The organism is Streptomyces sp. CB02980 (genome assembly GCF_014451325.2).
In the GTDB taxonomy this organism is placed as follows: Bacteria; Actinomycetota; Actinomycetes; order Streptomycetales; family Streptomycetaceae; genus Streptomyces.
On the sequence record NZ_JACSCH020000009.1, the window covers coordinates 296,589 to 318,233 of the forward strand.

Sequence of the window (21,645 nt, forward strand, 5' to 3'; positions counted from 1 at the left end):
TCCCGGCCGGCGTGCGCAGCTCGGCACGCCCGCAGGGCCGGGGGTGTCACCCGTCTGCCGGGGCCACGTCCCGCAGCAACTGGGTGTACGCCGCCTCGTCGACGATCGGCGTGCCGAAGGACTTGGCCTTGACGGTCTTGGAGGTGGCGGAGTCCGGGTCGTTGGTGACGAGGAGGCTGGTGAGCCGGGAGACGCTGCCCGCCACATGGAGCCCGGCCTCGACCGTACGGTCCTCGAGGAGCTCGCGGTCGACGGAGGTGTCTCCGGAGAACGCCACGCGCATGCCCTGCTTGAGCGGTTTGTCCGTCTCGTACCGTCCCGGGTTGGGGTACGGGCACGGCGGCCGCTTCCGCGAGGGACGCCAGCTGCCCGCCCGGTACGAGGAGGCGTACCCGGCCTGGTGGCCGATCCGCGGCTGCTGTGCGGGCGACGCGGCCCACTCGGTCAGCGGCCGGCACTCGAGCAGCGGCAGCCGTACGTTGCGCTCGGCCGCCGCGTGCAGGCTCGGCCGGAACGCCTCGGCGAGCACGCGCGCGTCGTCCAGCGCGTTGTGCGCGCGCTGCTGCACCACGCCGAAGTGCGCGGCGAGCGACTCCAGCTTGTGGTTCGGCAGCGGCAGCGACAGCTCCTTGGCGAGTGCGATCGTGCACAGCCGCTGCCGCACCGGCGCGGCCGACTCCGCGCGCGCGTACTCCCGGGCGATCATCTGCCAGTCGAACATCGCGTTGTGCGCGACGAGCACCCGCCCGTCCAGCCGGGCCGCGAACTCCGCCGCGATCTCCGGGAAGAGCGGAGCGCCCTCCAGGACGTCGGTGGTGAGCCCGTGGATCCAGACGGGTCCCGGATCACGCTCGGGGTTGACGAGCGTGTACCAGTGGTCCTCGACGTTCCCCTGGGCGTCCAGCCGGTAGACGGCAGCCGACACTATCCGGTCGTCGCGGGCGAGTCCGGTGGTCTCCACGTCGACGACCGCGTACCCCTGTGGGTAGGCGGCCGGCCACGTCGCTGCTGTCGTACGGTCGTCAAGCACGGTCACTGAGAATACGGCCCGCGGCCGACGACTCCGTCCCCGGTGTCCCCGGGAGCCCCGGCGAGGAGCCCGTCCACCAGGGCCCGCACCGAGTCGACGAACAGGCGCTCGGTGTCGACCGGCGCGGCGAGCGCGCGGGCGAGGGGGTCGTCGGACTCGGCGTCCTCGCCGCTCCACAGCTCCTCCTCGGCGGGCGACTGCGCCGGGGCGCGCTCCCGGTTGCGCTCCACCAGGACATAGCCGACGACCTGGAACTGCACGGCGCGGACGGCCCGCGCCGCGTGCGCCCCGCGCAGCCCCGCGGCGTGCGCCTCGTGGACCAGGGCGCGCTGGGCCGGCAGGAACATGCGTTCCGTCAGGCCCCGTTCGTGGACCATCGCGACCAGGTGGGGGCGCTCGCGCAGGGCGCGGCGCAGCGCGCGGGCGACAGAGACCAGGCGCTCGGCGGGGGTCGCGCCGCGCGGGCGGATCGTGTCGAGATCGGCGACCGTCCGCTCGACCAGCGCGTCGAGCAGGGACTCGCGGTTGCCGACGTGCCAGTAGATCGAGGTGACCGCGGTGCCGAGCTCGGCCGCGAGCCTGCGCATGGTCAGGGCGTCCGGGCCGTGCTGTCGCACCAGGGCGGCGGCGGTCTCCAGGACTTCCTCGCGGGTGAGTGCGGCGCGCGCCATCCGTTCCCCCAACTCTGTCGCGTGCACGGGTCTTTACCCTTCATCGCCACCGGTGTAACTCTGTTACAGACCCGACCCCCTGAAGGGTGGTACGTCATGGCACGAGTACGGTACGGGGCGCGCACGGACGCCGAGATCACGGCGGCCCGCACCAAGAGCGCGAAGCTCCCCGACATCTGGTCCACCGGAGTGGTCGCCGTCTGGGAGACCGATCCGGAGGTGGTGGCGGCCGTCCTGCCGCCCCCGCTGAAACCCACCGAGCGGCCCCTCGTGCGGGCCAACATCTCCCAGGTCGACCTGCCCGGCTACCCCCTCGGCGCCGGCTCGGTGGCGGTCGCCGCCGCCCACGGCGACCGCGAGGGCTGGTACCCGCTGGTGATGCCCATGACCCACGAGCGCGCCCTCGTCGGCGGCCGCGAGGTCTTCGGCGAACCGAAGAAGCTCGGCGAGGTCGTCGTCGAGCGCGACGGGCTCGTCGTCCGCGCCTCACTCGGGCGGCACGGCATCGACTTCGTCGAGGTGCGCGGCGCCGTCTCCGGACCCCTGCCACTGCCGGAGCCGGTCGAGAAGACCGACTTCTACTTCAAGTTCCTGCCGGGCGTGGAGGGTTCGGGCTTCGACGCCGACCCCGTCCTCGTCCACTGCGTCCGCAACGAGAAGGTGCGGAAGCTGGAGCGCGTCACCGGCGACGTCGTGCTGCGCGAGTCCATGTACGACCCGGTCGCCGACCTCCCCGTCCGCCGGCTCGTCGAGATCACCATCGGCGAGAAGACCACCGACCAGAAGGGCACGGTCGCCGAGCGCGTCTCCGCGCAGGCCCTCCTGCCGTTCATCCACCAGCGGTACGACGACCCGCAGCAGATCCTCGACGGCCCGCCCGAGGGGAGCGTCTGATGGAGCTGCGCGAGGGACAGGTCGCCGTCGTCACCGGCGCGGCGAGCGGCATCGGGCTCGCGATGGCCCGCCGCTTCGCCGCCGAGGGCCTGGCCGTCGTCCTCGGCGACGTCGAGGAGGGCGCGCTCGCCGAGGCCGCCGACGAGCTGATGGAAGGCGGGGCACAGGTCCTCGCCCGGACGGTCGACGTCTCGGACCCCGACGAGGTGGGGGCGTTCGCGGAGGCCGCGTACGAGACCTTCGGCGCCGTCCACGTCCTCTGCAACAACGCCGGCGTCGGCTCCGGCGCCGAGGGCCGCATGTGGGAGCACGAGCCCAACGACTGGAAGTGGGCCTTCTCCGTCAACGTCTGGGGCGTCTTCCACGGCATCCAGGCCTTCGTCCCCCGGATGCTCGCGGGCGGCGAACCCGGTCATGTCGTCAACACCTCCTCCGGCGACGGCGGCATCGCCCCACTGCCCACCGCCTCCGTGTACGCGGTCACCAAGGCGGCCGTCGTCACCATGACGGAGTCGCTCTACGCCCACCTCAGGGCCGAGCACGCGCGGGTGAGCGCCTCCGTGCTCTTCCCCGGACCGCACATGCTCCGCACCGGCCTCTGGGAGTCGCACCGCAACCGGCCCGACCGGTACGCCAAGGAGCGCCCGCGCCGGACCCCGTACCGCAGCCTCGACCAGTGGGAGGCCGCCATGAAGGAGGCCGGCCACGAGGTCGCCTTCACCCCGGTGGAGGAGGTCGCCGAGCACGTCGTCGACGGCATCCGCGCCGACCGCTTCTGGATGCTGCCGGAGAGCGAGCACAGCGACCGGCAGATCACGGCGCGCTCGCGGTCGATGCTCGACCGCTCGAACCCGTCGTACCTGGAGAACTTCATCCTCGACTGAGGGGGCCCCGATGGCCGATCCGAACGACCCGTATCTGATCATCTCCTCCGACTGCCACGCCGGGCTGCCCACCGAGGAGTACCGGCCCTACCTCGACTCCCGCTTCCACGGCGCGTTCGACGAGTTCCTCGCCGGACGCGAGGCGCGCCGGGAGGCCATGACCCGGCTCGGGGTCCGCAACGAGGCCTTCGCGAACAAGTGGTTCAGCGACAACGAGGAAGGGCTGCGCGGCGGCTGGGACGCCGGGCAGCGGCTCAAGGAACTCGACGGCGACGGGGTGGCGGCCGAGGTCGTCTTCCCCGACGCGGACGCCGTCGACAGCCAGACCGCCGCGCCCTTCGGCGTCGGCCTCGGCCTCTCCGGCGACCAGGACCCGGAGCTCGGCATGGCGGGCGCGCAGGCGCACAACCGCTGGCTCGCCGAGTTCGTGGGACAGAATCCCGAGCGGCACTGCGGGGTGGCGCTGCTGCCGATCACGGCCGAGCCCGCGAAGGTCGTCGCCGAGATCCACCGGGCCAAGGAGTCCGGGCTCGGGGCGCTGATGATCCCCTCCATGTGGGTGGACAAGGAGCCGTACCACGACCGGCGCTACGACCCGGTCTGGGCGGCCGCCGCCGAGACGGGGATGCCCCTGGTCACCCACTCGGGAGCGGCGCCGCGCGAGGAGTACGGCGACCACCTCGGCATCTACGTCTCCGAGGTCACCTGGTGGCCGGCCAGACCGCTGTGGTTCCTGCTCTGGTCGGGCGTCTTCGAGCGGCACCCCGGGCTCCGGTTCGGGGTCGCCGAGTCGGGCTGCTGGTGGCTGCCGAACCTCCTCTGGTTCATGGACCGGCTCTACCTCGGCGCCCACGGCGGCAAGAAGCTGTCCCCGTTCGCGGAGCTGAGGCGGCCGCCGAGCGAGTACCTCGACCGGCAGGTCTTCATCTGCGCCACCAACACCAAGCGGCGCGAACTCGCCCAGCGGTACGAGATCGGCGTCGACAACATCCTGTGGGGCTCGGACTTCCCGCACCCGGAGGGCACCTGGCCGGACACGCGCGCGTGGCTCCGGAAGACCTTCCACGACATCCCGGTGACGGAGACCCGCCGGATGCTGGGCCTCGCGGCGGCCGAGGTCTTCGGATTCGACCTCCAGAAGCTGGATCCGATCGCCGGCCGCATCGGCCCCACCCCCGCCGACCTCGGCCAGCCCGCCGACCAGACCGCCGTGGAGGCATCCTGGGCCCGCTCGCGCGAGGTCGGCCGGCACTGGCTGACGGACCACGACTTCCCCACCCTGGGGGTGAGCTGATGGACCGCTACACCGTCATCTCGGCCGACTGCCACGCCGGCGCCGACCTCCTCGACTACCGCCCGTACCTGGAGCGGAAGCACCACGAGGCCTTCGACGCCTGGGCGGCCTCCTACGTCAACCCGTACGAGGACCTGCTCGCCGACACCGCCGACCGCAACTGGAACTCCGAGCGCCGGCTGCGCGAGCTGGAGGCGGACGGCATCGTCGCCGAGGTCGTCTTCCCCAACACCGTCCCGCCGTTCTTCCCCAAGGCCTCCCTGATGGCCCAGCCGCCCGGTGCGGCCGAGTACGAGCAGCGCTGGGCCGGACTCCAGGCGCACAACCGCTGGCTGGCCGACTTCTGCGCGGCCGCGCCGGGACGCAGGGCCGGCGTGGCGCAGATCCTCCTCAACGACGTCGACGCGGCGGTCGCCGAGATCCGCCGCGCCCGCGACGCGGGACTCACCGGGGGCATCCTGCTGCCCGGGGTGCCGCCCGGCTCACCGGTCCCCGAGCTGTACTCGGAGACGTACGACCCGATCTGGGCGGTCTGCGCCGAGCTCGACGTCCCCGTCAACCACCACGGCGGCTCGGCGTCGCCGCCGCTGGGCGACGAACCGGCCGCCCGCGCGGTCTTCATGGTGGAGACCACCTGGTTCTCCCACCGGGCGCTGTGGCACCTGGTCTTCGGCGGTGCCTTCCGGCGCCACCCGGGACTCAAGCTGGTCCTGACCGAACAGGGCTCGGGCTGGATCCCGGGCGTGCTCGACATGCTGGACTACTACCACGGCCGCCTGGTGTCGGCCGCGACCAAGGCCTCCACGGCGGAGTCGAAGTTCGGCGCGGGCCTCGCCGAGGCCATGGGCAAGGGGCCCAGCACGGTCTGGCGCGACAACTGCTTCGTCGGTGCGAGCTTCATGCGCCCCCACGAGGTGCCGCTGCGCGACCGGATCGGCCTCGACAAGATCATGTGGGGCAGTGACTACCCGCACGACGAGGGCACCACCCCGTACTCCCGCGAAGGTCTCCGGATCGCCTACGCCGGGCTGCCGAGGGAGGAGGTCGCGGCGATGGCCGGCGGCAACGCGGCCCGCGTCTACGGCTTCGACCTGCCGTACCTGGACACCCTGGCCGCGGTCCACGGACCGACCGTCGAGGAGATCGCCGAGCCCCTGAAGGAGGTCCCCGAGGGTGCCACCAGCCCGGCCTTCGCCCCGGGCGGGTCGGTCCGCGTCTGGTGACCCGCCGGGTGCGACGCTCCTGACGTGACCGACGCACCCGAGGCGACCGACGCCCCCGCGCACGAGGCCCGCGGCGGAGGCCTCGGCTCCCGTCTCAACTGGCTCCGGGCGGCCGTGCTCGGAGCCAACGACGGAGTCGTCTCCACCGCGGGCCTCGTCGTCGGCGTCGCAGGCGCCACCGAGTCCCAGGCCGCCCTGCTCACCGCGGGCCTCGCGGGACTCCTGGCCGGATCGATGTCGATGGCGGCGGGGGAGTACGTCTCGGTCTCCACCCAGCGCGACTCCGAGAAGGCCGCCCTCGCGCAGGAGAGACGCGAACTGCGCGAGGACCCGGAGGCGGAGCTCGCCGAACTGACCGGCCTCCTGGCCGCCCGCGGCCTCTCCGCCGACGTGGCCCGCGAGGCCGCCGAGCAGCTCACCGCCCGCGACGCCCTGCGCGCCCACGCACGCGTGGAGCTGGGCATCGACCCGGACCGGCTCACGATCCCCTGGCACGCCGCCGCCGCGAGCTTCCTCGCCTTCACCGTCGGCGCCCTGCTCCCGCTCCTCGCGATCGTCCTCCCCCCGGCCTCGGCCCGCCTCTGGGTCACGGTCGTCTCCGTCCTCGCGGCCCTGGCCCTCACCGGCTGGTGGAGCGCCCGCCTGGGCGCGGCCCCCGCGGGCCGCGCGATCCTCCGCAACGCGGCGGGCGGCGCCCTGGCGATGGCGGTCACCTACGGCGCGGGCTCGTTGCTGGGAGCGACGGGCGTCTAGGCCTGCCGGAGGCTCCCTGTCAGAACCTCCCGGAGGCTCCTTGTCAGAAGGTGCCAAGGCTTGCTGACAAGTCGTCTCGCATACTTGTTGGTAACCACGTCTATCCGCACCCCGGCCCCCGCCTCTACCGTCAACGGCATGCCCAACCTGCCCGATGCCGTGCTCTGGTCCATACCGGCGTTCGTCCTGCTCGCCGTCCTGGAGATGGTCGGCTACCGCCTCCATCCCGACGAGGACGCCGTCGGGTACGAGGCCAAGGACACGGCCACGAGCATGGGCATGGGGCTCGGGAGCCTCTTCGTCGACCTCGTGTGGAAGATCCCGATCGTCGCGATCTACACGGCGGTCCACGAGCTCACCCCGCTCCGCGTCCCCGTCCTGTGGTGGACGATCCCGCTGATGCTGCTCGCCCAGGACTTCTTCTACTACTGGCAGCACCGCGGCCACCATGTCGTCCGGATCCTGTGGGCGTCCCACGTCGTGCACCACAGCAGCCGCAGGTTCAACCTCTCCACCGCGCTGCGCCAGCCCTGGACCGGCTTCACCTCGTGGCCGTTCTACCTGCCGATGATCGCGCTCGGCGTCCACCCGGCCGCCGTCGCCTTCTGCTCATCGGTCAGTCTCGTCTACCAGTTCTGGATCCACACCGAGCGGGTCGACAAGCTGCCCCGGCCCTTCGAGTACGTCCTCAACACCCCCTCGCACCACCGCGTCCACCACGCCTCCCAGGGCGGCTACCTGGACCGGAACTTCGGCGGGATCCTCATCGTCTGGGACCGGATGTTCGGCTCCTGGGTCGGCGAGACCGACCGGCCCGTCTACGGCCTCACCAAGAACATCGAGACCTACAACCCGCTGCGCGTCGCCACCCACGAGTACGCCGCCATCGCCCGCGACCTCAAGGCCGCGCACGACTGGCGCGAGCGGGCCGGCCGGGTCTTCCGCGGCCCGGGCTGGCAGCCCGGGCCCACGTCCGCGCTCGCGGACACCCCGGACCCCGGCCACGCGGCCGCCCCGGAGGCCGCCGCGTGAAGACCTCCCCCCGCGGGCTCTCTCGCGCGCTGCTCGCCGCCTTCGGGCTCGCGACCGCCGTCGACCTGATCTCCCTGCTCGCCGGCGCCGAGCTCGGCCACCAGATCGCCAAGCCGCTCCTGATGCCCCTGCTCGCCGCGTACGCCGTCACCCGGGACGCCCCCAAGCCGCTGACCGCCGCGCTGCTCCTCGGCTGGGGCGGCGACGTGTTCCTGCTCTCCGACTCCGACGGGGCCTTCCTCGTCGGCATGGGCTCCTTCGCCGCCGGCCACGTCTGCTACCTGGTCCTCTTCGGACGACGGCGTACGTCCCCGGTGCTCGGCGCCCTGTACGCGGCCGCCCTCGTCGGCACCGTCGTGCTCCTCTGGCCCGACCTCCCCGCCGGCCTCCGCGTCCCGGTCGCCGGCTACTCGCTGCTCCTGACCGCCATGGCGTACCGCGCGAGCTCCCTCGGTCTCCTCGCGGGACTGGGCGGCGCGCTCTTCCTGCTGTCCGACACCCTGATCGCCACCGGGGTCGCCGCGTGGCCCCAGCTGCCGGCGTCCGACTTCTGGGTCATGCTGACCTATGTCGCGGCGCAGTGCCTGCTGACGGCGGGAGCCCTGCGCGCGATGTACGGTGAACGTCGTACAACTGTCTGACAGCAAGGAACGTCCGTCATGCGCGCCACCACCATCCACGCCCCGTTCGACATGCGCGTGGAGGACGTGCCCGACCCGGTGGTGCAGGACCCCACCGACGTCGTCGTCCGCGTCCTGCGCGCCTGCGTCTGCGGCAGTGACCTCTGGGCCTACCGCGGCGAGTCCGCCCGGCAGCCCGGCCAGCGCATCGGCCACGAGTTCCTCGGCATCGTCGAGGCGGCGGGCTCCGACGTCACCGGCTTCACCGCCGGAGACCTCGTCGTCGCCCCCTTCGTCTGGTCCGACGGCACCTGCGACTACTGCGCCGAGGGCCTCCAGACCTCCTGCCCGAGCGGCGGATTCTGGGGCTCGGTCGGCTCCGACGGCGGCCAGGGCGAGGCCGTCCGCGTCCCCTTCGCCGACGGCACCCTCGTCAAGCTCCCCGCCGACGCCGCCTCGGACGACCACCTGCTGACCGCGCTCCTCGCGCTCTCCGACGTCCTGGGCACCGGCCACCACGCCGCCCTGGGCGCCGGGGTCCGCAAGGGCTCCACGGTCGCCGTGGTCGGCGACGGCGCCGTCGGCCTCTGCGGTGTCCTCGCCGCCAAGCGCCTCGGCGCCGAGCGGATCATCGCGCTCGGCCGGCACACCACCCGTACCGACATCGCCCGGCTCTTCGGTGCCACCGACGTCGTCGCCGAGCGCGGCGAGGCCGCCGAGGCCGCCGTCCGCGAGCTCACCGGCGGCCAGGGCGCCCACGCCGTCATCGAGGCCGTCGGCACCGAGCAGTCCATGCGGACCGCCGTCGCCATCGCCCGCGACGGCGGCTCGATCGGCTACGTCGGCGTCCCGCACGGCAGCGGCACCGGACTCGACCTGTCCGTCATGTTCGACCGCAACATCGCGCTGCGCGGCGGCGTCGCCCCCGTGCGCGCGTACATCCCGGAGCTGCTCCCGGACATCCTCGACGGCACCATCGACCCGTCGCCGGTCTTCGACCTGACCGTCGGCATCGACGGCGTCCCCGGCGGCTACAAGGCGATGGACGAGCGCACCGCGCTCAAGGTCCTCGTCAAGCCGTAGCCCAGACGGCGTCGTCCCCACCCTGGATGCCCGGCGGGCGTGACCAGCCCGTCGGGCCGCCCTCGTACGTGACGGGCGACAGCGCGTGCCGCAGCCGCCCGAGCGGGCCCTCGGACTCGGTGAGGTACCGCTCGGGCTCGTACCCCGGCAGCGCGTGCGTCAGCCAGTGCCCCGTCTGGGCGAGGGCGAGCCGGACGAGCCGTGTGCCGCCGTCCCGGTCCTGCTCGGTCAGCGACCGCAGGACCGCCGCCGCGAGCAGATAACCGGTCCCGTGGTCCAGGGCCTGCGCCGGCAGCGCGCCCGGCCGCTCCGCCGAACCCTCGGTGACCGCGATCCCGGTCGCCACCTGGACCAGGCTGTCGAAACCGCGCCGCCCGGCCCACGGCCCGTAGTCGCCCCAGGCGGAGAGCCGCGCGGTGACGAGACCCGGCCGGTGCAGGTCGAAGCGGTCGAGCGCCCCCGGCCGGTAGCCGGTGACCAGTACGTCGGCCGCGGCCAGGAGCTCCCCGAAGGCACGCCGGTCCGAGGGGCGGTCCAGATCGAGCGCGGCGGTCCGCTTGCCGACGTCCGTGTCCGCGTGCTGGTCCGGCAGTTCGGGATTGCCCGGCGGGTCGATCCGCAGCACGTCCGCGCCGAGCAGCGCCAGCGTCCGGGTCGCGACCGGCCCGGCGATCACCCGGGTCAGGTCCAGGACCCGCAGCGGGCCGCCGCGGCGCCGGGGCGGGGCCTCGTCGAGCCGCTCCCGGGTCAGCAGCGGCCGCGCCGCCACCTCCCGGCCCTGTTCGTGCGCCGCCCACTCCGCGGGCGTCCGCAGGGCGACGGCCAGCCCGCCGGCCGCGTACACCGCCGTCTCGACCTCGACCGCCGCGCGCTCGCCGATCGCCGCCGCCACCGCCTCCACCGACTCCTCCCGCACGTCGAGCGCGGTCAGCAGGGCCGCCCTGTGGTGCGGATAGTTGGCGTGCGTACGGACCCAGCCGTCGGCCGCCCGCCAGAACCGGGACAGCGGCGCGAAGCTCACCGGGGCCCGCCCGTCGACCCGCAGATGACGCTCGCTCACGAACGCGGTGGCGACGGCCCCGTCGTCCACGCGGACCGGCCCCGGGAGGCCCGCCCGTTCGACGGCGGCGAGCCCGGCGACGGCGACCGCCGCCCGGGCCAGCTCCATCACGGGCAGCCGCGCGGCCAGGAGCCCCGCGGGCCCGCCGTACTCCACCCGGTCCACCAGGGCGGGATCACCGCCGAGGGCCGACCACAACAACTCCGTACCGGTGCGCACTGTGTTGTCCATGGACCGCACTATGGCACTCAGTGCCGTGGGGCATGCGGAGGGCCCTGGTGCGGCACACCGCACCAGGGCCCTCGCTCACTCACTCACCGACTAGCGGCGGACAGCGTCCAGCGCGTCGATCAGACCGGCCCCGTAGAAGCCGTTCTTGTTCTTGCCACCCTCGCAGACGGCGTCGATCTTGCCGTCGCCCTCGATGTCGTACGGGTTGGTGCAGGCGCGCTTGTCGGCCTGCGCGTACAGCAGGGCCTTGAGCGCCGCCGGGCTCGCGTAGGGGTGCGTCGACTTGAGGAGCGCCAGGACGCCCGCCGCGTGCGGCGCCGCCATCGACGTACCGGCCTTGTAGTTGTAGCCGCCGTTGACCGTGGTCGACAGGATGCGGCCGTTGACCGCCGGGGCGTCCGGGGTCTGGTACTCGGTGCGGTCACCGCCCGGGGCGGCGATGTCGATCACACCGAGACCGTAGTTGGAGTAGGACGCCTTGAGGTCCTTGGCTCCGGTCGCGGAGACCGTGACGACGCCCGGGAGCATCGCCGGGTAGTCCAGGCACTCCTTCGGGTCGATGACCCGGTCGCCGGGAGTCGTGTCGTTCGGGCTGCTGTTGTCGACGATCGAGTCGGCCGCGAGGTCGAACTTGGAGTTGCCGGCCGCCGCGACGTTCACCGCGCCCTTGCGCTCTGCGTAGCGCGTCGCACGGGTGACCGCCTCGATGAGGGCCTTCTGGTCCTCGTCGTTCTTGCAGGCGAACATCCACGGGTCGGTGTAGTAGCTGTTGTTCGTGACGTCGACGCCGTGCTCGGCCGCCCACACGAAGCCGCAGACGACGGCCTCGGTGTAGAAGAAGCCGTCCGGGGTGGACACCTTGATGCCGGAGACCTTCACGCCCGGGGCGACACCGGTGATGCCGATGCCGTTCTTGGCGGCGGCGATCGTACCGGCGACGTGGGTGCCGTGGTCGCTCTCGCCCGGGTTCGGGCGCCACGAGCCGGCGGTGGTGTCCGGCTTGCCGGAGACGCAGTTGGCGGAGGCCTTGACGTCGAAGTTCGGCGCCAGGTCCGGGTGCGTGTCGTCGACACCCGTGTCGATGACGGCGACGGTGACGCGCTTGCTGCCCATCGTCCTCTGGTGGGCCTTGTCCGCCTTGATCGCCGGGAGGTCCCACTGCAGGGGCTCAAGGGCGTCCTGCTCGTCCGTCGCGCGGGCCGTGGCGGCCTTGGCCTCGGCCTCGGACAGCTCCTGCGTGCCGCCGCCGACGGAGTTGTCGGTCTGCACGGAGAGCGGGGCGGTACGGGTCGAACCGGCCGACACCACACCGCGGGCCTTGCGGATCGTCTTCGCGAACTCGGGGTTCTGCGAGTGGACGACTATGACGCCTATCTGGTCGTACGAGATGACCACCTCGCCGCCCGCGGCGGCGATGGCCTTCTTCACCTTGGCGGCGGTCCAGTGACCCCCCGCCACGTTGACGACGTACGACAGCTTCGGCCCGTTCGTCGCCACGGTGGCAGCCGCCGGTGCGTCGCTCAGTTCCGCGGCGGAGGCAGCGCCGGAGGGAAGGAAGCCGAGCGAGGCCGTGAGCGCGAGACCAACAGGCAGAGCGAGAGCTCGGCCGCGCCTCGATCCCAGATGAGCCATGGGTTCTCCACATCATCCGTATGTACTGCCCGCGCGCGGGTTTACGCGCAGGCAGGTGCATGACGAGTGAAGCTATCGCTGATCTTCCATGCCCTTCAATGAGTTGAGAAGACTTCATGAAGATCTGACCGAAGAAATCCCTCGTGTGAACCACTTCCCGGTCCGCTCCGTGCCGTTGGACAGGGGAGGGGCTCCACCCGGAGCCCCTGATCCCGCACCCCTGGTGAGGCCCCCTTGACCATGCCGTCCGTCCCCGCGTCACGAGGAGATTCCGTGGCTACCGAAGCACCGCCGCCGCCCAGAAACGGGACGGAGGCCGCATCCGCTCCCGTAACGCCCACGACGGAACAGTTCGTCGAGGTGCAGCAGGGCGCGGAGTTCGTCGAACTGCGCCGTACGTACCGCTCCTTCGCCTTCCCCCTCACCCTGGCCTTCATCGCCTGGTACCTGCTGTACGTGCTGCTCTCCAACTACGCGGGCGGCTTCATGGGGACCAAGGTCTTCGGCAACATCAACGTGGCCCTCGTCCTCGGCCTCGGCCAGTTCGCCACCACCTTCCTCATCGCCTGGCTCTACTCGCGGCACGCGGCGAACCGGCTCGACCCCCAGTCCGACGCCATCAGAAAGCGCATGGAGGGCGACGCATGAGCACCCCCGTCCTGCTGGCGGCGGGCAACGCCACCAGCGAGCACCGACCGCTGATCATCGCCCTCTTCGGCGCCTTCGTCATCGCGACCCTGGTCATCACCGTCTGGGCCGGCCGCCAGACCCGCAGCGCCGCCGACTTCTACGCCGGCGGCGGCCAGTTCACCGGCTTCCAGAACGGGCTCGCGATCTCCGGCGACTACATGTCCGCCGCGTCCTTCCTCGGCATCAGCGGCGCCATCGCCCTCTACGGCTACGACGGCTTCCTGTACTCGATCGGCTTCCTGGTCGCCTGGCTCGTCGCGCTGCTCCTGGTCGCCGAACCGCTGCGCAACTCCGGCCGGTTCACGATGGGCGACGTGCTCGCCTACCGGATGCGCCAGCGGCCCGTCCGTACCGCCGCCGGCACCTCCACCATCGTCGTCTCGATCTTCTACCTGCTCGCGCAGATGGCGGGCGCGGGCGTGCTCGTCTCGCTGCTGCTCGGCATCACCAGCGACGGCGGCAAGGTCGCGATCGTCGCCCTCGTCGGCGTCCTGATGATCGTCTACGTGACGATCGGCGGCATGAAGGGCACCACCTGGGTGCAGATGGTGAAGGCCGTCCTGCTCATCGCGGGCACCCTCCTCATCACCTTCCTCATCCTGCTGAAGTTCGACTTCAACCTCTCGCAGCTGCTCGGCGCCGCCGCCACCAACAGCGGCAAGGGCGACGCCTTCCTGGAGCCCGGCCTCAAGTACGGCGTCAGCGCCCTCTCGAAGCTGGACTTCCTCTCCCTCGGCATCGCCCTCGTCCTCGGCACCGCCGGCCTGCCGCACATCCTGATCCGCTTCTACACGGTGCCGACCGCCAAGGCCGCCCGGAAGTCGGTCAACTGGGCCATCGGCATCATCGGCGGGTTCTACCTGATGACGATCGTCCTCGGCTTCGGCGCCGCCGCCCTGCTCAGCGGCGACACCATCAAGGCGTCCAACAAGGCCGGCAACACGGCGGCCCCGCTCACCGCCCTGGAGGTCGGCGGCGGCGCCGGCTCCACCGGCGGCGCGATCCTCCTCGCCGTCATCTCCGCCGTCGCCTTCGCCACCATCCTCGCCGTGGTCGCCGGTCTGACCCTGGCCTCGTCCTCGTCCTTCGCGCACGACATCTACGCGAACGTGATCAAGCGCGGGAAGGCCACCGAGAAGGAGGAGATGCGGGCCGCCCGCTGGTCCACCGTCCTCATCGGCATCGTCTCGATCGCGCTCGGCGCCCTCGCCCGCGACCTCAACGTCGCCGGCCTTGTCGCCCTCGCCTTCGCGGTCGCCGCCTCGGCCAACCTGCCGACGATCCTCTACTCGCTGTTCTGGAAGAGGTTCACCACCCAGGGCGCGCTCTGGTCGATCTACGGCGGACTGATCTCCTCCGTCGTGCTCGTCCTCTTCTCCCCGGTCGTCTCCGGCGGCCCGGCCTCGATGTTCAAGGGCGTGGACTTCCACTGGTTCCCGCTGGAGAACCCCGGCCTCGTCTCGATCCCGCTGGGCTTCCTCCTCGGCTGGCTCGGCTCGCTCTTCTCCAAGGAGGAGCCGGACGCCGGCAAGTACGCGGAGCTGGAGGTCAAGTCCCTCACCGGTGTCGGGGTCGGCGCCGCGGTCAAGCACTGACCGGAGCGCAGCCGACCGTATACGGTCCGCGACCCCCGGACGGCCGCGTCGTAGAGTTCTACGACGCGGCCGCACCGGTCCTCGTGACAATCTGCCCTGCTCGTGGGCCGTGCGCTCACGTAGGCTCGAACCACACGCAACCACAACGACGGGGAGGGGGCCCACAGTGCTCATCGACACCTATGGCCGGGTGGCCACCGACCTGCGCGTCTCGCTCACCGACCGCTGCAATCTCCGCTGCACGTACTGCATGCCGGAAGAGGGCCTCCAGTGGCTCGCGAAGCCGGATCTGCTCACCGACGACGAGATCGTCCGGCTGATCCGCATCGCCGTCACCGACCTCGGCGTCACCGAGGTCCGCTTCACCGGGGGCGAGCCCCTGCTCCGCCCCGGTCTCGTCGGCATCGTCGAGCGCTGCGCGGCCCTGGAGCCGCGCCCCCGGATGTCCCTCACCACCAACGGCATCGGGCTGAAGCGCACGGCCGCCGCCCTGAAGGCCGCCGGTCTCGACCGGGTCAACGTCTCCCTGGACACCCTGCGCCCCGAGGTCTTCAAGACCCTCACCCGGCGCGACCGCCACCAGGACGTCCTCGACGGCATGACCGCCGCCCGCGACGCCGGCCTCACCCCGGTCAAGGTCAACGCCGTCCTGATGCCCGGGCTCAACGCCGACGAGGCTCCCGACCTGCTCGCCTGGGCGGGCGCGGAGGGTTACGAGCTCCGCTTCATCGAGCAGATGCCGCTGGACGCCCAGCACGGCTGGAAGCGCGACGGCATGATCACCGCCGGGGACATCCTGGAGTCCCTGCGCACCCGCTTCACCCTGACGCCGGAAGGCGCCGACGAGCGGGGCTCGGCCCCCGCCGAGCGCTGGGTCGTGGACGGCGGACCGCACACGGTCGGCGTCATCGCCTCCGTCACCCGCCCGTTCTGCCGGGCCTGCGACCGCACCCGGCTCACCGCCGACGGCCAGGTGCGGACCTGTCTGTTCGCCACCGAGGAGACCGACCTGCGGGCCACGCTCCGCTCGGACGCCTCCGACGCGGAGGTCGCGGAGCTCTGGCGGAAGGCGATGTGGGGAAAGAAGGCCGGCTCCGGCCTCGACGACCCCGAGTTCCTCCAGCCCGACCGCCCGATGTCGGCGATCGGCGGCTGAGCGGGGAAGGCCTCGGGCCCGTCTTCCGGATCAGGCTTCGGAGGACTCCCAGTCGGCCAGCGGCACGACGTCCTTGAGGAAACCCCGTACGCCCAGGAACTGGGACAAATGCTCCCTGTGCTCCTCGCATGCGAGCCAGGTCTTGCGACGCTCGGGAGTGTGCAGCTTGGGGTTGTTCCACGCGAGCACCCAGACGGCGTCGGCGCGGCAGCCCTTGGCGGAACAGATCGGCTTCTCTTCGCTCACCTGATCATTGTCCAGCAAGGGCGATGCCGAGCAGCCACGGGGGGAGCTGCCCGGCATCGGTCCGTCGCTCCGACGGGGGATGCGGAGCGCGTAGGCAGTATGTCACGGCACATGGGGTGTGGTGCACTGGAACTTCACGATTGATCTGAGCTTTTCTTGAGCTTTCCGGCCACTGTCCGTGATCAATTCCGGCCGTACGGTCGCTCCGCGTCCCCGTCCGCGGAGGCCTCCGCGGCATCGAGCGCGGGCCGCACCGGAGCCGGGACGAAGGTGGAGGGAAGGGACGGAGGCGTCTCACGTCCCGCGTTCGCGATGACCACTGCGACATAGGGGAGCAGGATGCCCAGGGCGAGCGCCACGATCGCCACGTGCCGCTCGACGTTCCACAGCACCGCGGCCGCGATCACCGACAGGGTCCTGACCGTCATCGAGATGATGTAGCGCCGCTGCCGCCCCCGGACGTCGTCCGCCAGCCCCTGCCGGGCCCCCGTGATCCGGAAGACCTCGCTCCCGCCACGCTTCGGCATCGCCGTCCACCACCCACCGGTCGCGCCGGACTCTCCCCGGTCCGGACCTCTCGTTCCACCGTACGCCCGCCCTCCCGCGCCGACGAGACCGGGTCACGTATGGCTCTGTCCGACATGCGCCGTATGGCGGATGGGCCGAGACTGGGCGCACATGCGTACAAGGAGGCGACGATGAGTTGGTTGTGGGCGATCATCGTGGGATTCGTCCTGGGCCTGATCGCGAAGGCGATCCTGCCCGGGAAGCAGCAGATCCCGCTCTGGCTGACGACGGTGTTCGGCATTCTCGGCAGTGTGCTCGGCAACGCCGTCGCGACCTGGATCGGTGTCAACGACACCAAGGGCATCGACTGGACCCGCCACCTGCTCCAGCTGATCGGCGCCATCGCCGTGGTCGGGGTGGGCGACATGCTCTGGGCCTCGATCAAGGGCAACAAACAGCGGGCCTGACGCCACGAGAAACGGGAGGCCCGGTACGGCACTTGGTGCCGTACCGGGCCTCCCGGCGCTTCCGTGCGGTGCTACGGGATCACGCGCCGGCGAACTCGATCGCCGCCAGGTTCTTCTTGCCGCGCCGCAGCACCAGCCAGCGGCCGTGCAGCAGCTCGTCCGCGGACACCTCGGCGTCCTCGGCGGTGACCTTCACGTTGTTCACGTAGGCCCCGCCCTCCTTCACCGTGCGGCGCGCCCCCGACTTGCTCGGGGCGAGACCGACCTCGGTGAACAGGTCGACGACCTGACCCAGCTCCGTCACCCGCGCGTGCGGCAGCTCGGACAGGGCGGCGGCCAGCGTCGCCTCGTCCAGCTCCGCCAGGTCGCCCTGGCCGAACAGCGCCTTGGACGCGTTGATGACGGCCGCGCACTGGTCCGCGCCGTGCACCAGAGCGGTCAGCTCCTCGGCCAGCGCGCGCTGCGCGGCACGGGCCTGCGGACGCTCGGCGGTCTGCTGCTCCAGCTCCTCCAGCTCCTCGCGGGACTTGAAGGACAGGATCCGCATGTACGTGGAGATGTCCCGGTCGTCCACGTTCAGCCAGAACTGGTAGAACGCGTACGGCGTGGTCATCTCCGGGTCGAGCCAGACGGCGCCGCCCTCGGTCTTGCCGAACTTGGTGCCGTCCGCCTTGACCATCAGCGGGGTGGCGAGCGCGTGCGCCTCGACACCCGGCTCCAGGCGGTGGATCAGGTCGAGGCCGGCCACCAGGTTGCCCCACTGGTCCGAGCCGCCCTGCTGGAGCGTGCAGCCGTAGCGGCGGTACAGCTCCAGGAAGTCCATGGCCTGCAGCAGCTGGTAGCTGAACTCGGTGTAGCTGATGCCCTGCTCGGACTCCAGGCGCCGGGCGACGGAGTCCTTGGTCAGCATCTTGTTGACCCGGAAGTGCTTGCCGATGTCCCGCAGGAACTCGATCGCCGACATACCGGCGGTCCAGTCCAGGTTGTTCACCATGACCGCGGCGTTCTCCCCCTCGAAGGAGAGGAACGGCTCGATCTGCGTCCGCAGCCGGTTCACCCAGTTCGCGACCGTCTCGGGGTCGTTCAGGGTGCGCTCGGCCGTCGGCCGCGGGTCACCGATCTGCCCGGTGGCCCCGCCGACCAGCGCCAGCGGCCGGTGTCCGGCCCGCTGGAGCCGGCGGACGGTGAGGACCTGGACCAGGTGGCCGACGTGGAGACTGGCCGCGGTCGGGTCGAAACCGCAATAGAAGGTGACGGGACCGTCCGCGAGAGCCTTGCGCAGTGCGTCCTCATCGGTGGACTGGGCGAAGAGCCCACGCCACTTCAGCTCATCGACGATGTCGGTCACGTCGTCCGTCTCCTTGTGATGCCGGTGGGAAAGAGTCGTCTCAGTCTAGGTGGGTCAGACCCCCTTGCTGACCGAGCTCATGTTGAAGTCGGGGATCCGCAGGGCGGGCATCGCGGCCCGGGTGAACCAGTCGCTCCACTCGCGCGGCAGCGTCTTCTCCGTCCGGCCCGCCTCGGAGGCCCGCGACAGCAGGTCCACCGGCGACTCGTTGAACCGGAAGTTGTTCACCTCACCGACCACCTCGCCGTTCTCGACGAGGTAGACGCCGTCCCGGGTCAGTCCGGTGAGCAGCAGCGTCGCCGGGTCGACCTCGCGGATGTACCAGAGGCAGGTGAGGAGCAGACCGCGCTCCGTCGAGGCGACCATCTCCTCCAGGGAGCGCTCGCCGCCGCCGTCCAGGATCAGGTTCCCCGCTCCGGGGGCCACCGGCAAGCGAGTGAGTTCCGCCGTGTGCCGGGTGGTGATCAGACGCTCCAGCTTCCCGTCGCGTACCCAGTCCGTCGGCGCGATCGGCAGACCGTTGTCGAAGACGGAGGAGTCGTCGCCCGAGGAGTGCGCGATGACGAACGGCGCGGACTCCAGGCCCGGTTCGTTCGGGTCGCTGCGCAGGGTCAGCGGGAGCGGGGACAGGGTCTCGCCGATCCGGGTGCCGCCACCGGGCTTGGAGAAGACCGTACGGCCCTCGACCGCGTCCCGGGCCGTGGAGGACCACAGCTGGTAGATCAGCAGGTCGGCCACGGCCGTCGGCGGCAGCAGCGTCTCGTACCGTCCGGCGGGCAGCTCGATCCGGCGCTCCGCCCAGCCGAGGCGGGTCGCGAGCTCGGCGTCGAGCGCGGCCGGGTCGACGTCCTTGAAGTCCCGCGTCGAGCGGCCGGCCCAGGCGGAGCGCGAGCGGTCGGGGGACTTGGCGTTCAGCTCCAGGGTGCCGTTGGGCTGGTCGTGGCGGAGCCGCAGGCCCGTGGACGTCCCCAGATAGGTGGAGGTCAGCTCGTGGTTGGCGAAGCCGTAGAGCTCACGGCCACCGGCCCGGGCGCGGGCGAAGGCCTCACCGAGCGCCGGCGCGAAGTCGGCGAACACGGCGGAGGAGGTCTCCGAGGGGGAGTCCGTGAAGTCGGGCGACGCGGACACGTCCGTCACCAGCGGCTGGGCGTCCTCGGCGGGCCCGGCGGCACGCGCGGCGGCCTCGGCGGCCCGCACCAGGGACTCCAGGTCGTCGACGGTCACGGCGGACCGGGACACGACACCGGACGCGGTGCCCTGCGCGCCGTCGACGCTCGCGATGACGGTGAGCGTACGGCCGCGGGTGACACCGTTGGTGGTGAGCGCGTTGCCCGCCCAGCGCAGATTGGCCGAGGACTCCTCGTCGGCGATGACGACACACCCGTCGGCACGGGACAGCTCGAGGGCCCGCTCGACGATCTCGTACGGCTTGCTGACGCGGCTCATCGTCCTGCCTCCTGCGTCGTGTTCAGACTGTGCTTGCCCGGGGGACGACCCCCGGACCCCCGGCAGATGTCGTGGCTGACGCTCATCGCCCGGCCTCCTGCGTCGTGTTCAGAATGTTGACGCCCCGGAAGAGGGCGGAGGGGCAGCCGTGGGAGACCGCGGCGACCTGGCCCGGCTGGGCCTTTCCGCAGTTGAAGGCGCCGCCGAGGACGTACGTCTGCGGGCCTCCGACCTGCTCCATCGAGCCCCAGAAGTCGGTGGTCGTCGCCTGGTAGGCCACGTCCCGCAGCTGACCGGCGAGCCGGCCGTTCTCGATGCGGAAGAAGCGCTGCCCGGTGAACTGGAAGTTGTAGCGCTGCATGTCGATCGACCAGGAGCGGTCGCCGACCACGTAGATGCCGCGCTCCACGCCCCCGATCAGGTCCTCGGTCGACAGACCGCCCGGGTCCGGCTGGAGCGAGACGTTCGCCATCCGCTGCACCGGCACGTGCGCCGGGGAGTCGGCGAAGGCGCAGCCGTTCGACCGGCCGAGGCCGGTGAGCTTCGCGATCCGCCGGTCCAGCTGGTAGCCGACGAGCGTGCCGTCCTTCACCAGGTCCCAGCTCTGCGCCTCGACGCCCTCGTCGTCGAAGCCGACGGTCGCGAGACCGTGCTCGGCGGTCCGGTCACCCGTCACGTTCATGATCGAGGAGCCGTACGCCAGCTTGCCCAGCTGGTCGAAGGTCGCGAAGGAGGTGCCCGCGTACGCCGCCTCGTAGCCGAGCGCCCGGTCCAGCTCGGTGGCGTGCCCGATCGACTCGTGGATGGTCAGCCAGAGGTTCGACGGGTCGACGACCAGGTCGTACCGGCCCGCCTCGACGCTCGGCGCCCGCATCTTCTCGGCGAGCAGCGCCGGAATCTCGTCCAGCTCCTTGTCCCAGTCCCAGCCGGTGCCCGTCAGGTACTCCCAGCCCCGCCCGACCGGCGGCGCGATCGTCCGCATCGAGTCGAACTCACCGGTCGTCTCGTCGACGGCGACCGCCGTGAGCTGCGGGTGCAGCCGGACCCGCTGCTGGGTGGTCACGGTGCCGGCCGTGTCCGCGTAGAACTTGTTCTCGTGGACGGTGAGCAGTGAGGCGTCCACATGCGCCACGCCCTCCGCCCGCAGCAGCCGGGAACTCCAGTCGGCGAGCAGCGCGCTCTTCTCCTCGCCGGGGATGGAGAAGGGGTCGATCTCGTACGAGGAGACCCAGGTGCGCTCCTCGTGCACCGGCTCCGCCGCGAGCTCGACGCGTTCGTCGGAGCCGGCCGCCGCGATCACCTTGGCGGACAGCTTCGCCATGGCGACCGCCTGCGAGGCGACCTTCGCGGCCCCGTCCATGGTCAGGTCGACCCCGGACGCGAAGCCCCAGGCCCCGCCGTGCACCACCCGCACCGCGTAGCCGAGGTCCGTGGTGTCCGAGGAACCGGACGGTTTGGCGTCGCGCAGCCGCCAGGAGGCGCTGCGCACCCGCTCCAGGCGGAAGTCCGCGTGCTCGGCACCGAGCGCGCGCGCTCGGGCGAGCGCCGCGTCGGCGAGCGCCCGCAGGGGCAGCGCGACGAACGAAGGGTCGATCTGGTGGACCACGAGCGGCCTCGCTCTCGGTGATCGGAAGGCTTGGGTCGAGCAGGGTGGAGCTGTCGTTGATCTGCCACGGAAGTCAATCACGGGACGGCCCGCGGAGTCGGCGCATTGTCGTGCGACCGTCGCCGTGCCCGCTCCAACAGGCCCTCGTCCCACCCGCATTGGGGAATCGGAATAGGG

21 protein-coding genes are annotated in these 21,645 nt (G+C 71.7%); 12 read left to right on the forward strand and 9 right to left on the reverse strand.

The window, feature by feature from the left end:
* Nucleotides 1–46: 46 nt before the first annotated feature.
* On the reverse strand, nt 47–1,036 hold the full coding sequence (locus tag E0F75_RS21105) for a DEDDh family exonuclease (RefSeq protein WP_187624089.1): 990 nt from the start codon (nt 1,034–1,036) through the stop codon (nt 47–49).
* A complete protein-coding gene (locus E0F75_RS21110) occupies nt 1,033–1,701 on the reverse strand; it encodes a TetR/AcrR family transcriptional regulator (protein ID WP_187624145.1) in 669 nt (222 codons plus the stop codon). The genes E0F75_RS21105 and E0F75_RS21110 overlap by 4 nt, the downstream gene beginning before the upstream one ends.
* A gap of 96 nt (nt 1,702–1,797) precedes the next feature.
* On the opposite strand from E0F75_RS21110, the gene E0F75_RS21115 reads away from it, so the two are divergent.
* The 8 genes from E0F75_RS21115 (at nt 1,798) to E0F75_RS21150 (ending at nt 9,484) form a co-directional block, all read left to right on the forward strand.
* Nucleotides 1,798–2,595, forward strand: a complete 798-nt coding sequence (locus tag E0F75_RS21115; protein ID WP_187624090.1) for an acetoacetate decarboxylase family protein — start codon at nt 1,798–1,800, stop codon at nt 2,593–2,595.
* Nucleotides 2,595–3,479 carry an SDR family NAD(P)-dependent oxidoreductase gene (locus E0F75_RS21120; protein WP_187624091.1) on the forward strand — a complete coding sequence of 295 codons (885 nt, stop codon included), beginning with the start codon at nt 2,595–2,597 and terminating at the stop codon, nt 3,477–3,479. Before E0F75_RS21115 ends, E0F75_RS21120 begins: the two co-directional genes overlap by 1 nt.
* 10 nt (nt 3,480–3,489) lie before the next feature.
* Nucleotides 3,490–4,773: an amidohydrolase family protein gene (locus tag E0F75_RS21125; protein ID WP_187624092.1), complete on the forward strand. Its 1,284-nt coding sequence runs from the start codon at nt 3,490–3,492 to the stop codon at nt 4,771–4,773.
* The gene (locus E0F75_RS21130) at nt 4,773–5,996 is read left to right on the forward strand and encodes an amidohydrolase family protein (RefSeq protein WP_187624093.1); all 1,224 of its coding nucleotides are present in this window, start codon (nt 4,773–4,775) and stop codon (nt 5,994–5,996) included. The genes E0F75_RS21125 and E0F75_RS21130 overlap by 1 nt, the downstream gene beginning before the upstream one ends.
* A gap of 24 nt (nt 5,997–6,020) precedes the next feature.
* On the forward strand, nt 6,021–6,749 hold the full coding sequence (locus E0F75_RS21135; protein ID WP_187624094.1) for a VIT family protein: 729 nt from the start codon (nt 6,021–6,023) through the stop codon (nt 6,747–6,749).
* A 138-nt stretch (nt 6,750–6,887) separates the two neighbouring features.
* A complete protein-coding gene (locus tag E0F75_RS21140) occupies nt 6,888–7,781 on the forward strand; it encodes a sterol desaturase family protein (protein ID WP_187624095.1) in 894 nt (297 codons plus the stop codon).
* Nucleotides 7,778–8,422, forward strand: coding sequence for a lysoplasmalogenase (locus E0F75_RS21145; RefSeq protein WP_187624096.1), 645 nt, complete (start codon nt 7,778–7,780; stop codon nt 8,420–8,422). Before E0F75_RS21140 ends, E0F75_RS21145 begins: the two co-directional genes overlap by 4 nt.
* Before the next feature lie 18 nt (nt 8,423–8,440).
* Complete coding sequence (locus E0F75_RS21150) at nt 8,441–9,484, forward strand: zinc-dependent alcohol dehydrogenase family protein (protein WP_187624097.1); 1,044 nt, start codon at nt 8,441–8,443, stop codon at nt 9,482–9,484.
* Here the strand turns inward: E0F75_RS21150 and E0F75_RS21155 are convergent.
* Entirely contained in the window at nt 9,474–10,775 is a 1,302-nt protein-coding gene (locus E0F75_RS21155) for a CoA transferase (RefSeq protein ID WP_187624098.1), read from the reverse strand. The two genes, E0F75_RS21150 and E0F75_RS21155, sit on opposite strands and share 11 nt — an antisense overlap.
* Nucleotides 10,776–10,865: 90 nt before the next feature.
* Nucleotides 10,866–12,407 carry a S8 family serine peptidase gene (locus tag E0F75_RS21160; RefSeq protein ID WP_187624099.1) on the reverse strand — a complete coding sequence of 514 codons (1,542 nt, stop codon included), beginning with the start codon at nt 12,405–12,407 and terminating at the stop codon, nt 10,866–10,868.
* A gap of 273 nt (nt 12,408–12,680) precedes the next feature.
* Here E0F75_RS21160 and E0F75_RS21165 point away from each other — a divergent pair, with 273 nt between their 5' ends.
* The 3 genes from E0F75_RS21165 (at nt 12,681) to moaA (ending at nt 15,848) form a co-directional block, all read left to right on the forward strand.
* Nucleotides 12,681–13,055 (forward strand): DUF485 domain-containing protein, encoded by a 375-nt coding sequence (locus tag E0F75_RS21165; protein WP_187624100.1) that lies wholly within the window; start codon nt 12,681–12,683, stop codon nt 13,053–13,055.
* Nucleotides 13,052–14,692, forward strand: coding sequence for a cation acetate symporter (locus E0F75_RS21170; RefSeq protein ID WP_187624101.1), 1,641 nt, complete (start codon nt 13,052–13,054; stop codon nt 14,690–14,692). Before E0F75_RS21165 ends, E0F75_RS21170 begins: the two co-directional genes overlap by 4 nt.
* Nucleotides 14,693–14,858: 166 nt before the next feature.
* Nucleotides 14,859–15,848 carry a GTP 3',8-cyclase MoaA gene (moaA, locus tag E0F75_RS21175; protein WP_229312759.1) on the forward strand — a complete coding sequence of 330 codons (990 nt, stop codon included), beginning with the start codon at nt 14,859–14,861 and terminating at the stop codon, nt 15,846–15,848.
* Between the two features lie 30 nt (nt 15,849–15,878).
* Here moaA and E0F75_RS21180 read toward each other — a convergent pair whose 3' ends face one another.
* Together E0F75_RS21180 and E0F75_RS21185 are read right to left on the reverse strand one after the other, a co-directional pair.
* Entirely contained in the window at nt 15,879–16,094 is a 216-nt protein-coding gene (locus E0F75_RS21180) for a hypothetical protein (RefSeq protein ID WP_055599883.1), read from the reverse strand.
* 182 nt (nt 16,095–16,276) lie between these two features.
* Nucleotides 16,277–16,621, reverse strand: a complete 345-nt coding sequence (locus E0F75_RS21185; RefSeq protein WP_187624103.1) for a DUF3099 domain-containing protein — start codon at nt 16,619–16,621, stop codon at nt 16,277–16,279.
* A gap of 171 nt (nt 16,622–16,792) precedes the next feature.
* Between E0F75_RS21185 and E0F75_RS21190 the strand changes: the two genes are divergently transcribed.
* Nucleotides 16,793–17,068, forward strand: a complete 276-nt coding sequence (locus tag E0F75_RS21190) for a GlsB/YeaQ/YmgE family stress response membrane protein (protein WP_187624104.1) — start codon at nt 16,793–16,795, stop codon at nt 17,066–17,068.
* 79 nt (nt 17,069–17,147) lie between these two features.
* Here E0F75_RS21190 and tyrS read toward each other — a convergent pair whose 3' ends face one another.
* From tyrS to E0F75_RS21205, 3 genes are all read right to left on the reverse strand, one after another.
* Nucleotides 17,148–18,416 (reverse strand): tyrosine--tRNA ligase, encoded by a 1,269-nt coding sequence (tyrS, locus tag E0F75_RS21195; protein WP_187624105.1) that lies wholly within the window; start codon nt 18,414–18,416, stop codon nt 17,148–17,150.
* Between the two features lie 54 nt (nt 18,417–18,470).
* Complete coding sequence (locus tag E0F75_RS21200) at nt 18,471–19,862, reverse strand: metallopeptidase TldD-related protein (protein WP_187624106.1); 1,392 nt, start codon at nt 19,860–19,862, stop codon at nt 18,471–18,473.
* An 82-nt stretch (nt 19,863–19,944) separates the two neighbouring features.
* Nucleotides 19,945–21,468, reverse strand: a complete 1,524-nt coding sequence (locus tag E0F75_RS21205) for a TldD/PmbA family protein (protein ID WP_055599878.1) — start codon at nt 21,466–21,468, stop codon at nt 19,945–19,947.
* Nucleotides 21,469–21,645: the final 177 nt, after the last annotated feature.